This window comes from Paenibacillus sp. P4_A9 (assembly GCF_056402415.1).
This window is the reverse complement of record NZ_JBFUHL010000017.1, coordinates 16,210-31,133: the sequence shown is the minus strand read 5'-3', so window position 1 is coordinate 31,133 and position 14,924 is coordinate 16,210. Positions and strand designations below refer to the sequence as shown.

At 48.6% G+C, this 14,924-nt stretch carries 7 protein-coding genes; 6 read left to right on the top strand and 1 reads right to left on the bottom strand.

What is annotated here, in order from left to right; all coding sequences use genetic code 11:
- Positions 1 to 5: 5 nt before the first annotated feature.
- The gene (locus tag AC1DVJ_RS13945) at positions 6 to 3,275 is read right to left on the bottom strand and encodes an FG-GAP repeat domain-containing protein (protein ID WP_477591601.1); all 3,270 of its coding nucleotides are present in this window, start codon (positions 3,273 to 3,275) and stop codon (positions 6 to 8) included.
- Positions 3,276 to 3,493: 218 nt separating this feature from the next.
- Here AC1DVJ_RS13945 and AC1DVJ_RS13940 point away from each other — a divergent pair, with 218 nt between their 5' ends.
- From AC1DVJ_RS13940 to AC1DVJ_RS13915, 6 genes are all read left to right on the top strand, one after another.
- Positions 3,494 to 6,046, top strand: coding sequence for a U32 family peptidase (locus AC1DVJ_RS13940; RefSeq protein WP_477591599.1), 2,553 nt, complete (start codon positions 3,494 to 3,496; stop codon positions 6,044 to 6,046).
- 237 nt (positions 6,047 to 6,283) lie between these two features.
- A complete protein-coding gene (locus tag AC1DVJ_RS13935) occupies positions 6,284 to 8,353 on the top strand; it encodes an alpha-glucuronidase family glycosyl hydrolase (RefSeq protein WP_477591597.1) in 2,070 nt (689 codons plus the stop codon).
- A gap of 69 nt (positions 8,354 to 8,422) precedes the next feature.
- Complete coding sequence (locus AC1DVJ_RS13930) at positions 8,423 to 9,430, top strand: endo-1,4-beta-xylanase (RefSeq protein WP_477591595.1); 1,008 nt, start codon at positions 8,423 to 8,425, stop codon at positions 9,428 to 9,430.
- 154 nt (positions 9,431 to 9,584) lie between these two features.
- Positions 9,585 to 11,216, top strand: a complete 1,632-nt coding sequence (locus AC1DVJ_RS13925) for a response regulator transcription factor (protein WP_477591593.1) — start codon at positions 9,585 to 9,587, stop codon at positions 11,214 to 11,216.
- Positions 11,188 to 12,975, top strand: a complete 1,788-nt coding sequence (locus AC1DVJ_RS13920) for a sensor histidine kinase (RefSeq protein ID WP_477591591.1) — start codon at positions 11,188 to 11,190, stop codon at positions 12,973 to 12,975. The genes AC1DVJ_RS13925 and AC1DVJ_RS13920 overlap by 29 nt, the downstream gene beginning before the upstream one ends.
- A gap of 94 nt (positions 12,976 to 13,069) precedes the next feature.
- On the top strand, positions 13,070 to 14,767 hold the full coding sequence (locus tag AC1DVJ_RS13915) for an ABC transporter substrate-binding protein (protein WP_477591589.1): 1,698 nt from the start codon (positions 13,070 to 13,072) through the stop codon (positions 14,765 to 14,767).
- The last annotated feature ends 157 nt before the right edge of the window (positions 14,768 to 14,924 follow it).

Genomic DNA, 14,924 nt, shown 5'->3' with positions numbered 1-14,924 from the left:
TATGGTTACTGCGCATTCGCGACAGGGCCGGTAAAGGTAAGTGTCGTTATGTCCCCGTAGCGGGTCACTGTGTAAGTCTTCGTTGGAGCATCATAGACAATTGTAGCATCGTCAGAAGCATCGAACTTGAGCTCACTAGGACTAAAGAATTTGACTTGCTGCAGACCCGCAGATTCAAGTTTCAAATCATAGTTGCTTCCTTCACTTGTAAGGGTAAAAGGGACATTCGAACGCACAACATGGAACTGCTGGGCCGAAGAGCCTACGCGAATTTCAGCTTTCTTCGCTAATCCTAGATAAAATTTGTTCTCTATCGTGGTGTAAATGTCTGAATCACTTTGCAGGGAGTAGGGGGCTAACTTATCCCCTTTTTCAATAATAACCCCTAAGGTATCGGCATACGACTCGGATAAACTAGAAACACCCGATGAATCAGGTGACAGCGTAGCATGGAAGTGCGGACTGCCTTCGCTAAGACGATCCTTCAATCGATCCCACAAGTAGGAGCCCCAGGATTGACTGATCTTAACATCGCTTTGCATTGCGGTTAGGAAGGATTGAGCCATCTGGGTTTCGGACATAAAGTTATAATCATGCTTCGTACGAAGTTTGTCAAAGTATTCAGCAAATTCCGTTAAGCTGGCAACCTTCTGAGTGTCAGGGAAATGGTACTCAATATGCTCGAAATAATCAATCGGCATATCTAACTTCGCCATCGACTCGAAGATATCGGTGTTCGCATTGTCGCCCGCCGGCCTCAAGACTGGTGTAGGTGCATGAATGAGCATCGTTGCGTCGGTTTTTCCCTTCTCATCTTGTAAAAGAAATGGAAGCGACCAGATCGATTCTGGACGGGAGAGCACAGGTGATTCGGAAGGTAAGAATCCGAAGTTGTACCACATGCCTTTTCCTTTTTCCGTAAGCAAGGTCTGAGCATGATCCTCATTATTGACGCGCCAAGTATGTTGGTTCGTTCCCGGATGTAACCAAGGAATACCAAGCTTCTCAAACGCTTGTTGATGGAGGTTGAACTCTGTGCTCTCGTCATCAGCACTCTTAAAATTATGCACAAAAGTATGCGGATTTAGTTGTAAATGGTTTTTCTGCGCATATTGAATGAACTCGTTTAATTCCGCTTTATATGGGAAGTGCGGGTCATCGATCGACACAGGAGATCCGAATTCGATACCACCCACAATGAGATCGTCATTGCCATCGTGATTGAGATCCAGCCATAAAGGGACCGAGTAATGCCCAGCAACCAAAGCATGGTTGCCGACTTGGTTCAAGGTTGTCCCTGCGAGGGGACCCATCGCCGTCCAAGCGCTGTTATCAGTGCCTTGTAGGAACACCTGTAGGTCCCCGTCGCTGCTGCCGACCACGAGATCCGGTCGGCCGTCGCTGTTCATATCACGCACCGCTGGCGCGGCGTGCGTGGCGCTGTTGGGCAGCGTCGCAATCACGCTGCCTTGGTTTAGATCCAGGGCCGCTGCGCTGCGGCCCTGGTACAGCCACACTCGCCCATCGGCTGCGCCTAGGGCGAGATCGAGCTTGCCGTCGCCGTTCACATCGGCGACGCTCGGGGCTGCAGGCCCTCCGGGCAGCTGCAGCGGGTCCCCGCCCGCGGTCATCAGTGCCGCGGGCTGTCCGAACCTGCCGCTAGCGAGCTGCGGCAATAGCTTTACCGCGCCGGACTCGTCGGAGACGACGAGGTCCGTGCGGCCGTCCCCGTTCACGTCGGCGGCGTGAACGGCACTGTAAGGGCTGAGCTGGAGCGGTGCGCCGCTCTCCAGCAATAACTTCGCAGGCGCGCCGAACGTGTCGGGCAGCGCCATGCCCTTCGGCGGCGGCTCGCTTGCGTAAGCCGCCGCATCTGGACCTTGATTCGTGTAGACATACACGAATCCATCACTGCTGCCAGCCAACAAGTCCGTGCGGCCGTCGCCGTTCAGATCCGCGGCGGCGGGGTACGCGCGGTACGGCAGTTCAATCGCGCTCGCCAGATCGCGATCTTGTGGAAACGTGGCTTGCCTTAGCGGAATGCCGGCAGCCATCACATGCAGACCGCTCGCGTAGCCAGAGCCGGGCAGCTCACCAACGAACGACGGCTTCGCGTTCGTTCCTGTGTTCAGCTGCACCGTCACGCTCTCGCGCCATTTCCCCCAGTAGAAAGCGCTGCGCACGAGCGTAAACGAGGGAACCTCGTTATATTCCTTGAGCTTCTCCGCCCAAGCAATGCCGTCCTTTTGCCCGAACGCCGGCATCGCCTCAAAATGATTCTGAAAAGCCATAGCCGGCCTGCCATAAGGGCCAAGGCTCTTCTTTACACTGAAGCCGAGCGTTTCTTTAGAGACATAAGCCAGCAGTTCGCTGCGGTATTGCATGTTCGCTGCGGCCCAAGCAAAGTTAAAATAAGGCTCAATCGGCAGCGCTCTTTTATTGAAGTAAGTCGTTCCAGGTTTCGGCGGGCTTTCCGCTTGGTATTTCGCTGCTAGCTGAGCAAAGCCTAGCTTCAGATCCGCACCGCTCTTCATGTCATAGCCCGTAGGGAAGTAACGGTTCGGCAGGAAATTGCTGCTGATTAGCACGGCACCTTGGCCGACACGATTGTGCAGGACAAGGGAGATAGGCTGCTTCGATTCAACCGATTTATGCAGGTTGACAACGGATTGTCCCGTGGAAGGAGTGAAGCCGTATCCAAGATGAAATCCGGGCATATCGTTCATGGAATTATGTTGGAGATAGCTTTGTGTAAACAATTGCAATGTTTGCTGAATGCCCTGCAAATTAACAGGTACCTGTGGATAGCCGAACAGCAGCGAGTCTACGGTTAGAGGCTTTAAAGCTAAGTTGCCTAGGGGCACATTTTTCAAATCAACAAGCCCTGCAGCACCAAGGAAATCGAGTGGAAAGCGGTCAGCGAACTCATTTTCGAGCAACAAATGACCACCCTGCTTCACGAAAGCGATCAGCTTATCCGCTTGCTTGGCCCAAGCAGCATCCTGTGCTAGCGCGGGGTCCAGGTACAAAGCGTCGTAGGTACGAAGCTGGCGAGTTGAAGACGGGAGCAAGCTCTTTCTATCAATTTGAACGCCGGCTTGTAAGGTTTGCTCGAAATTACTATAAGCAGCAGTATCATAAGTATCCCCGCTCGTTGCGTAAAGAAGCTTAGTTTCCTCGACTTTTGGCAAAAATAGAAAGATTAGCACAAGAGCTAAAATGCCAAGGCTTAACCCGATCAGTAGTTGAAGTACACGGATTTTCGACAAATTCAAAAGGATCCCTCGATTGCTAAAAAGGTCACTATCCTTGCCATTATAGCATTCATAGATACGTTTGTTAACTTATAAAGGCATGGAAACGGAGTGCTTTGTCGGATATTGGCTTTGCGTGCAGTTATCCCCTGCCCTAGATTCCTACCTATTGTTTCTGTTACACTAAAGAGAAGACTTTGAGGGTTACCCGAGGATTGATATTGAAAGGATTTGCTGCCATGCGTACGATACGCAGAGAAGATGTAGAATTATTGGCCCCTGCGGGGGATTGGGATTGTTTGCGAGCGGCTGTTGCCAATGGGGCGGATGCCGTGTTTTTTGGTGTGGAGAAATTTAATGCAAGAGCGAGAGCGCATAACTTTACGATGGCGGAGCTGCCGGATATTATGTCGTTCCTTCATCTATATGGTGTGCAGGGCTTCCTGACGTTTAACATTCTCGTATTCGAGGAAGAGTTGAACGATGCGAAGCAGTTAATTGAAGCGTGTGTTGATGCAGGCGTGGATGCAGTGATCGTGCAGGATTTGGGCTTGGTTAAAATGATTCGTGAAATCTCCCCGGATTTCCCGATTCACGGTTCAACGCAGATGACGATTACATCGCCAGAGGCTGTTGAATTTACGAAACCGTTCGATATTGAACGTGTCGTTCTTGGACGTGAGAATAACTTGAAACAAATTAAACAAATTGGTGATCAAGCGAAGCTTCCAATGGAAGTCTTCGTGCATGGTGCCCTTTGTGTGTCCTATTCGGGCCAATGCTTAACCTCCGAAATGTGGGGTGGCCGCTCCGCTAACCGTGGCGAATGCGCGCAGGCTTGCCGTTTGCCGTATGATCTGATGGTGGATGGCGTGCAAAAACCGATGGGTGACGTGACGTATCTATTGTCGCCAAAGGATTTGGCGGCGATTGAAATCGTACCTGAGCTGATCGAAGCGGGTGTTCGTTCTTTCAAAATTGAAGGGCGTCTGAAGACCCCTGAATATGTAGCAAATGTCGTGAGCAAATATCGCAAAGCGATTGATCGTTATTTTGATGGGCTGGACGCTCGTCCGTCGCGTGAGGAAGTGCGTGAGCTGCAGCAAAGCTTTTCACGCGGATTTACCGTTGGATTCCTGCAAGGAACCAACAATAAGCAGTTGGTTGACGGCACGTTTCCGAAGAGCCGCGGGGTTTTCGTGGGCCGTATCAAGCAGATTCTGCGCGATGGTGTGATCTGTGAGCTTGAAGCACCGCTGAAGCGTGGTGACGGGCTGGTCTTCGACGCGGGGGACCCGACGAAGAAGGAAGAAGGCGGGCGCATCTACGATTTGCGCCGCAAAGGCGAGAAACTCGAAGGCGAAGCCGAGGGTGGACTTATCGAGATCGTCATGGGACGCAACGATGTAGAGCTTGGCCGTCTTCATGTGGGTGACCGCATCTGGAAGACGAACGATCCAGCGCTGGACAAACGTCTGCGTCAGACGTTTGAGACCGACAAGCCTTACCGTACATTCCCGGTAAGCGTGAAGGTAAGCGGCGTCCTTGGCGAGACGCTCAAGAGCTGGTGGACGGATGTAAAAGGCGGTCACACCGTCTTCGTACAATCCGAGCTTCCGCTGGTTCAAGCGGAGAAAAGACCTATGGACGAACAGCTCTTCACCGAGCAGTTCGGTCGCCTGGGCGGCACGATTTATGAGCTTGCCGAGCTGGATGTCCAGCTAGACGGCGCGTTGATCGTGCCAATGCGTGAGCTGAACAGCATGCGCCGCATGGCTGTCGAGCTGATGGAAGACGAGCGGCAGAAGCCGCGCGCGTACATCAAGCGTGCAGTCGGCGTGTATGATGACGTGCCTGCTTCGGTGACCGAGCATCACGCGGCTGTTACCGCCGTTAATGCACCTGCATTATCTCCCGCGGACCGCAGCGCGGTCGAGTTGACTGCATTGTGCCGTACCCTGGAGCAAGTAAAGGCTGTGTTGGCGAAAACTGATGTCAGCTTGATTTACGCTGATTTTGAATTTATTAAGCAGTTCCCTGCTGCAGTTGAAGCCGTGCATGCCGCTGGACGCAAGATCGCGCTAGTGACACCGCGGATTCATATGCCTGGGGAAACGGGCTATTTTAACAATATACTCAAGCTTAAGCCAGATGCGGTTCTCATTCGGAATACAGGCGCAGCTTTCTATTTCTTGAAGCATCGTCTTGAGCATCCAGATGCACCGCAACCGCAGTTGATTGGTGACTTCTCCTTGAATGTTGCTAACCATAAGGCGGCAACTTTGTTCTTGGAAGCGGGTCTGTCGAAGGTAACGCCTTCGTATGATTTGAACATTCAGCAGATGGTTGATTTGCTTCGTCGCGCAGAAACATCCAAGCTCGAAGTCGTCATTCATCAGCACATGCCGATGTTCCACACTGAACACTGCGTGTACTGTACGTTCCTGAGCGAAGGTACAGACTTCACGAACTGCGGTCGTCCTTGCGAGGAGAAACGTGTGTCCTTGCAGGACCGTGTGGGTATGTCCCATCCCGTGCGCGTAGATGAAGGCTGCCGGAATACCGTGTACAACGCGGTAGATCAGTCCGGTGCGGAATATTTGAATCATTTCATGGACTTGGGCATTCGCTCCTTCCGAGTAGAGTTCCTAGAAGAGACACCGGAGAAAGTAACGGAAATTCTCGATTTGTACCGCCGCGCGATCGATGGTCAAATCAACGGCACGCAAGTGTGGCGTTCGCTGAAGGCGACGAACCAGTTGGGTGTAACGAAGGGTACTTTGGTGAAATAGATAGCTACAGATAATGTACGATTTCTAGACCGTCTCCCGACGATTATGTTGGAGGGCGGTTTTTTTGTCGTGTTAATGGGAGTGGCAATGGATAGGCACTACCCTTCCTAGAAAATCCCTATATTCTGTAGGGTAAAACCTAAACATCCTAGGGTATGAAACCAGCGATGCAGACGATATAATAACTCGCGAAAGCGCTTTATTTTGTTAATCATACATAAACAAGGGTGGTGCAGCATGCCTACACATAAGCAAGAAACAGATCTTTGTTGGCTTCGATACGAGCAAATGAATGAGGCCGCTTTACTAGAAACCTACCGAACGTGGTGTCAGGAAATTGTTACGTATACGATATCCGAAGTATTTCAGACAGCTGCGCATGAGCTCCATGAAGGAATCTCAGCGTTGCTTGGCGTTGCGCCTGTCCATTCAGAAGCACCGACGAAATCACACTCGATTCTGCTTGGCGTCAAAGATCAGACGACTGCGCTGGATCATCTTTTGGATGCCGAGCGCGTGGCAAGCATACAGGAAGATGGTTATCTGATTCAATCCATAGAAGCACCAGGACACAGCTATATCGTCCTCATCGGCGGCTCCGATAAAGGCGTGTTATACGCCGTGTTCGAACTGCTTCGCAGGCTCCAATGCGGAGAAACGATCGAGCAGCTCGCCATTACTAAGAATCCAGCGAATCGCCTGCGGATGATGAATCAATGGGATAACATGGACGGCAGCAATGAACGTGGGTATGCGGGTCGCTCCATTTTCTTCGAGGATAATGCCATCTTAAAGGATCACACACGCATTCGTGAGTACGCTCGCTTGCTCGCATCCGTAGGCCTCAATGCAATCTCGATCAATAACGTGAACGTACATCGCCGGGAAACGATGCTGATCACAGAAGAATTGCTGCCTGAGGTTGCACAGATTGCTGACGTATTTCGTGTATATGGCATCACCTTGTTTCTCAGTGTGAATTACGCAAGCACGATGGAAATTGGTGGCTTGTCTACGGCAGATCCGCTGGATAACGACGTTATCCTCTGGTGGGAAGAGAAGGCGGCTGAAATTTATCAATACATCCCTGATTTCGGCGGTTTCCTGGTGAAAGCGGACTCCGAATTCCGCCCAGGGCCATTCACCTATGGCCGCGATCATGCGGACGGTGCCAACATGCTGGCGAACGCACTGTTGCCGCATGGCGGTCTGGTCATTTGGCGGTGCTTCGTGTACAACTGCCTGCAGGATTGGCGAGATCGTTCAACCGATCGAGCGAAGGCAGCGTATGATCATTTCACACCGTTGGATGGGAAATTCCATGAAAACGTGATTTTACAAATCAAAAACGGTCCGATGGATTTCCAAGTTCGCGAGCCAGTATCTCCATTGCTTGGAGGACTGCGCAGCACGAATCAAATGCTGGAGCTGCAAGTCACGCAGGAATACACAGGGCAGCAGAAGCACGTTTGCTTCCTCGTGCCGCAGTGGAAAGAAGTCATCGACTTTGATACCTATGCGCAGGGTGAAGGCTCGACGACGGCTGAAATTGCCAGCGGCGCGTTATTTGGACGATCGCATGGCGGTTTCGCAGCCGTGTCCAATATCGGAGATGATTGGAATTGGACGGGTCACGTGCTAGCGCAAGCGAACCTATACGGATACGGCCGCTTGGCATGGGATCCTAGTCTTACTGCGGAAGCCATTGCGGAAGAATGGATCATGATGACGTTCGGCCGGCAGTCAGAGGTGGTTGCAACACTTTCGAACATGATGCTCCGCTCTTGGAGCATTTACGAGAAATACACAGCTCCGCTTGGCGTAGGCTGGATGGTCAATCCCAACCACCACTACGGTCCGAATGTGGATGGGTATGAATATGCCAAATGGGGGACCTACCACTTTGCGGATTGTCACGGTATTGGCGTCGATCGCACCGTGAAATCAGGAACGGGTTACACGGCACAATATCATTCGCCGCAGGCAGAACGATATGAATCCTTGGCGGAATGCCCGGATGAGCTGTTGTTATTTTTCCATCATGTGCCGTATACCTATCGGTTGAAATCGGGCAAAACGGTCATCCAACATGTGTACGATACTCACTTTGAAGGCGTAGATGAGGCGGCTGAGTTGGTCGCAGCATGGACGTCGCTTCAGGAACATGTCGATGAGGTCCGCTATGCCCAAGTTCTGCAGCGTCTCCAGGATCAGGCTGAGCATGCGAAGGAATGGCGCGATGTCATTAATACGTATTTTGCAAGGAAATCGGGGATTTCGGATGAGCAGGGGCGTACGATTTACTAAAGATGGTCGATCTTCCTTACCTAGCATGCTCGAGGTTTACGCATACCAACTTGAAGGAGGTCATACAACGTGACGAAAGAAAGCTATAAAGAAAACGCATTATCGCTATATCAGAAATTCGAGCAGTCTTTCGATATTGGCGCAGCGGTAAATTCGACAACCATTCAAACGCAAGCCGACCTCATTAAGCGGCATTATAATAGTGTAACGGCAGAGAATGAAATGAAGTTTGCCGAGATTCACCCCGATCCGGACCGTTATATGTTTGGGGCAGCAGATGCGATCGTTGATTTTGCAATAAATCAGGGGAAAAAGGTAAGGGGTCATACGTTAGTTTGGCACAATCAAACACCAGACTGGGTGTTCGAGGGACCGAACGGGTCGCCGGCAACAAGAGATCAGCTTCTAACCCAGATGCAGAAGCATATCGAGACGGTTGTGAAGCGTTACCGCGGCCAAGTCTATGCCTGGGATGTCGTTAATGAAGCGATTGAGGATACCACAGATATCACCCTGCGGAAATCCAAATGGCTCGACATCATTGGCGAGGATTACATCGCTAAAGCATTCCATTTCGCACACCAAGCCGATCCTTACGCGCTCCTGTTCTATAATGACTATAATGAAACGAACCCTGTGAAGCGGGAGAAAATATTTGCCCTTGTCAAATCCTTATTGGAAAAAGGCGTGCCGATTCATGGCATCGGCCTGCAGGGACATTGGAACATTCATGGTCCTTCCATTGAGGAAATCCGCACCGCCATTGAGCTGTACGCGTCTCTTGGTGTACAGCTTCAAATTACAGAGCTCGATCTGTCGGTGTTCGAATTCGCAGATAGACAAACCGATCTCTCAGAGCCGACCTCTGAGATGATAGAACTGCAGGCACTGCGTTATGAACAGATTTTTGAGCTATTCCAAGCATACCAAAGCAGCATTACAGCGGTCACATTCTGGGGTGCGGCAGATGATTACACATGGCTGGACGATTTTCCGGTGAAAGGGAGGAAGAATTGGCCATTCCTCTTCGATTCTAATCACGCACCGAAGAAGGCTTTCCACCGTGTTATGAAGTAGGCATAGAAGTAGACAGTTACATCCCATAGTTGTAAGATCATGACAAAGTGGGATACAATAGTCATAATCTATTACGTTTCTTCTCATATACCACGCGAGTCCGGCTATGTACCGGGCTCGCTTTTCCATTTTAGTTACCAAGGGAGTGAATGTCATGATGCTGCAAGTTATGTTGGTTGATGATGAGCAATATGTCAGGAAAGGTTTACTCGGCCTAATCGACTGGGAGTCCTTGGGCTACAGTGTCAGCCATGAAGCGGATAATGGAAATGATGCGCTGCGAATCATTACCTCGAGGCAGTCTGAAGTTGATGTTGTGATCACGGATATTCGAATGCCAGTGATGGATGGCTTAAAGCTAATAGAAGAAGTGAAGATTCGTAATCTTAGTGCATGTAAGTTTATTATTTTAAGCGGTTACAATGACTTCTCGTATGCGCAGTCTGCCATACGTTTTGGCGTGAGTGATTATATTTTGAAGCCAATTGAAGAAGAGGATTTGGAGAAGACCCTGCGCAAGTTGGCGTTGCAAATTAAGGAAGAGCGCCTGCAGAAAGCGATTAGCGGCCGACTCACGCTGAGAGGATTGTTCGAACAACTAAGTAGAGGCGAGCAAGCTTCCAAAGCGGTGATGGAGCTTGATGAACGGGTTCGCTTGCCCAAAGGGACCGTATTGCGTTATGGCATTGTTGAGTGGAGTCGGGGAATATCCGAGGAAAGAGACGCGACGGATTATCTGATCAAAGACGATGTCAGCATTGTCGCCGAGGCGTTGCAAACATTAGTTGACGTACCTAGTGATTTTGTTGTTCAGCTGCGCAACCATCAGTGCGCCTTTCTCATTGGCAGCGACGCGCTGAAGCTGTACGGCGGCAGTTATGAACGATTTGGCGCAATGTTGCAGAATCTGTTAACCAAAAGACTGAAGACGGCAGGAGTCACCCTCTACTTCGGTATAAGTGTGAAAGACATGAAGGCGCTCAGCGAATCGGTTCAGACAGCCAACGAGCTGCTGCAGTATAAGTATGTGAAGGGAATGAAGGATGTCCTCTTCTATGAAACGGCCTCTAAGACAGCGCTCAGCTATTCAGAGCCGGATGTCGGCCTGTTTCATCGCATTCAGGAAGCGGTTGAAGAGCAAGAAACGGAGAAGATCAAGACTACAATCGCGTCGCTCTTTGCTGAAATCGAATCGAAATCACTGGCCAAAGATGCGATTCGAACAATTATCAATCGCTATGTGCACAGCATCGTAGGAACACTGCAACAGATGCAGGGACCAACGGATCTGCTCGTTAATCTCAAGCCTATGCTAAATTGGGATGCACAGCCGCTCTCTTTTAGCGAGCTGCAGCTTCTATTCATCTCTTTTATGATCGAGAGCTCCCGTATGATGGAGCAATTACGCGGTGAGCAAACCAAGGGCAGTATTCACAAGATCAAGAGCTATATTGAGCACCACTATCAAAAAAACATCAATCTCAAAAGCATTGCGGCTGAATTTTATATGAATCCTGTGTATGTTGGACAACTGTTCAAGAAAACGTATGGCCAGTATTTTAATGAATTTCTGCTGTCGATCCGTATTGGCGAGGCCAAGAAGTTGCTCCGTCAAACCGATTTGCGGATTTACGAAATTGCCGAGAAGGTAGGCTTTAATAACGCGGACTATTTTGTTGCGCAATTTGAGAAGATGGAAGATATGCCTCCATCCGAATATCGCAAAAAACTAATGACCAAACAAGGCGGCCATACCGATGAAAAATCGACTATTTCAACTAAATAATGTACGTTTGCGCAATAAGCTGCTCATGCTTTACTTTCTGTGTGTCTTTATTCCTATTTTATTGACCAATGTAATCTTCTATCAAGTGACCACTCATAATGTGCAACGGCAGAAGAACGAAGATATCTCGCTGAATTTGGATAAAATGAAGGATGAATTCCGTGCCAAGATCGATAACGCGGTTGGCATCTCATCCGTTTTCTATACAGATGGTCTCTTAAACGATGCCTTGGAGCAAACGTACGCAGAAACCATCGACTATGTGCGTATGTATAACTCGCAGCTCGCGACCAATATTAACAAGTACAATTTGGTGTACAGCGAAATTAAGTCCATTCAGATGTATACCTCGAATCCGACGATTATCGATTCAGGCGGCCTGCACCCGCTGACCGATATTATTCGGGATTCGGAATGGTATCGGAACCTGCAGAAGGCACTTTCGGAAGGACAAGCTTACCCGCTCGTCATGCGAAGTGATGATAATGAGAGTACGTACAGCGGTATTAGCATTATCCGTCAAATGAACAATTTCAGTAATGCGAACACCTATAATAAAGTATTGAAAATTGAGATGAGTCCCGAGGCGATCAATCTGATGTTTAGCAACCAAACGCTGCAGGGAAATCTCTATTTGTTGAACGGCGAAGGGGATATTCAGTATACAACGGACACGAAGCTGGACTGGATTCGGGGCAAAATCAATTTCCGAAGCGTGGCCATTCCCAAGAATACGATTCAATTGGAACGCGAGTATAGCACCAACTATTTGAAAAATTGGCGCATCGTGCTCGTTTCTGATGAGCATGTCCTGGATGCGGTACGCAAATCCAAGCAATTCGTTGTCTATTTAGCACTTGTTAACTTTCTGCTGCCGACCTTAATTATTTTTTGGATCTCGTCTTCTTTGCATACACGGCTAGTTCGCATTCTTGTTCATATGAAAAAGGTGAAAAACCAGCATTTTGACCTCATTACGGAAGCTGAATCGAAGGATGAGATCGGCCAACTGATACGCGAATTTAATCGCATGACCGTTCAAATTAAGAGTCTTATTGATGATGTGTACATCGCAGATATTCAGAAGAAGGATTTGGAGCTGAAGCAGAGACAATCGCAGCTGCATGCCTTGCAGAGCCAGATTAATCCGCATTTTCTTTTTAATGCATTGGAAACGATTCGTATGCGCAGTCTGATTAAGCAAGAAAATGAAACGGCCAAAATCATTAAAAATATGGCCAAAATGTTTCGCCGTTCTTTGGAATGGGGCGGGGAATGGGTCACGTTCCGTGATGAGCTTGATTTGATCCTATGCTTCCTAGAAATTCAAAAGTACCGATTCGGCGATAAGCTGAGCTACCGCTTTGAGGTGGATGAGTCCGTCTATAGCTGCAAAATACCCAAAATGACATTGCTCCCCTTCATTGAAAATGCCAGTCTTCACGGCATCGAGCCCTTGCAGGGTCATGGAACGATTGAATTGAAGGCGACTAGAATTGGTGATCAGGTCCACTTTACGATTGCTGACAGCGGCATTGGGATGCCGAAGGAGAAAGTGGATTTATTAAATGCCTATATGACCAACGGCGAAGATGTGAGTGAACATGTCGGCATGAAGAATGCTTTTATGCGACTGAAATTATATTATGGCAACGCAATTGATGTACAAATTAGCAGCGAGGATGGCGTCGGGACGATTGTGAAGATTACAACACCTGTGCTACCAGGCGGGAAAGATCGATCACCTATGCTTTACTAAGAAGATACTAAACTTTACTGGGTAATCAAGCCAAGGGCGGTTTTATATAATGAAAGTGCTTACAAGAAAGAGTTGAGAGGGGAGTTTCACAAGAATGAAGAAGTTGAAATTAGTTACGATGGGCACCTTGTTAGCGCTTTCGCTAAGTGCTTGCAGCAGCTCGAACTCAGCAGATCCTGCTGCTTCCAAAACACCAAGTAGTCCAAGTGGCACAGCCGCTGCCAAAGAAGACATCAAACCAGCTACATTCAGTTATTTCTTATTTAATGCAGGGAAGAACATCAATACCAATGAAACACCGATCGGTAAAGAGCTAGAAAAGCAAACAGGAGTTAACTTCAAGGTTGAGAACCTTGTTGGGGAATCCAAAACGAAGTCCGGTGTCATGATTGCCGGCAATGAGTTCCCAGATGTGGTACAGCCAGAGGGTGAAATCGATAAGTTCATGGATGCGGGCGCATTCATTCCGCTTGATGAGTTAATTGAGAAATACGGTCCGAACATCAAACGCGTGTATGGTCCTTATTTTGACAAAATGAAGCAAAAGGATGGCAAGATTTATCATCTTCCATTTAGTGCGAATCAGGGCTTTGCCCCTAACCCGAACGTTGACCAAGGCGCATTCTGGATTCAACGCGGTGTCTTGAAGGAACTAGGCTATCCGAAGCTTACAACATTGGATGAATACTTCAATGCCATTAAGACTTATAAAGATAAGCATCCACAAGTGGATGGCAAGGATACGATCGGGTTCTCCGTCATGACGTATGACACGAACTTCTTCACACTTACGAACCCTGCGTTCCATCTTGCAGGCTATCCGAATGATGGCGGACTTCTTATCGATCTTAAAACACATGAAGCGAAAAGCAATGCCATTGACGAAGCAACAACGAAACGTTGGGTGAAAAAACTTAATGAAGTGAATACAGCAGGTCTTTTCGATAAAGAATCGTTCACAATGAACAAAGACCAATACTTAGCTAAATTGACTTCCGGCCGTGTGCTTGGTTACTTCGCGTATGACTGGCAAGTTGGCGACGCTCGTAACAACCTAGCGAAAGCTGGCGTAGATGACAAGCGTTACGTAGCACTTCCAATCGTATTTGACAAAGGCGTTAAAGACCAATACTTGGATCCGCCATCCTTCGTTAACAACCGTGGTATCTCCATTTCCAAGAGTGCGAAAGACCCTGTTCGTATCATTCAATTCTTTGACAACATGTTGAAGGAAGATAACCAAATCCTGACACAATGGGGTATCAAAGGTCAAACGTATGAAGTGGACGACAAAGGCAAGTTCTTCCGTACAGACGAAGAAATCGCGAAAATCAAAGATCCTAAGTTCTATGAAGATTTCGGTTTGAAACAATTCGCTTACAACTGGCCTCGTTACGGTAACTTCTCCATAGTTAAAGGTGACAATGCGTTCGATCCGAGTAAACAACCTTCCGTTGCGGAAAAAAATTATACGGATGGCGATCGTGCACTATTGAAAGCTTACAATGCGAAAGTCTTTACAGACATGTTCAGCAAACCAGATGACCGTCCTTGGTACCCTGCATGGAGTATCAACAAAGGACAAGGCACACCTGAGCAAATTTTTGAGCAAAAAATGGGTGATCTTCAGAAGAAGGCTTATCCAGAAATGATTCTAGCAGGTGGCACAGATAAGTTTGAGAAGGCGTGGAGCGACTACGTGGCTCAAGCTAGCAAGCTGGACATCAAAGGCTACGAAGCATTCATTACCAAAGTGGTCAAAGACCGCGTTGCTGGTAACTGGGCAAAATAAGGAATAAGGGATGCATGGCACGAGAGCGCATGATGGGTGTCATGCGTCCCTCTTTCATCGTACAAGTAGATAAAAGGCATTACTGGAGGAGTGAGTGATTTTCTATGGAGAGCCTTACAAAAAATTCCCTAACAGACAAACAAACGCTATCCGGGAA

Coding starts and splice junctions, on each gene's coding strand:
- AC1DVJ_RS13915 (WP_477591589.1), top strand. CDS start 13,070: ATGAAGAAGTTGAAATTAGTTACGATGGGCACCTTGTTAGCGCTTTCG.
- AC1DVJ_RS13935 (WP_477591597.1), top strand. CDS start 6,284: ATGCCTACACATAAGCAAGAAACAGATCTTTGTTGGCTTCGATACGAG.
- AC1DVJ_RS13925 (WP_477591593.1), top strand. CDS start 9,585: ATGATGCTGCAAGTTATGTTGGTTGATGATGAGCAATATGTCAGGAAA.
- AC1DVJ_RS13940 (WP_477591599.1), top strand. CDS start 3,494: ATGCGTACGATACGCAGAGAAGATGTAGAATTATTGGCCCCTGCGGGG.
- AC1DVJ_RS13920 (WP_477591591.1), top strand. CDS start 11,188: ATGAAAAATCGACTATTTCAACTAAATAATGTACGTTTGCGCAATAAG.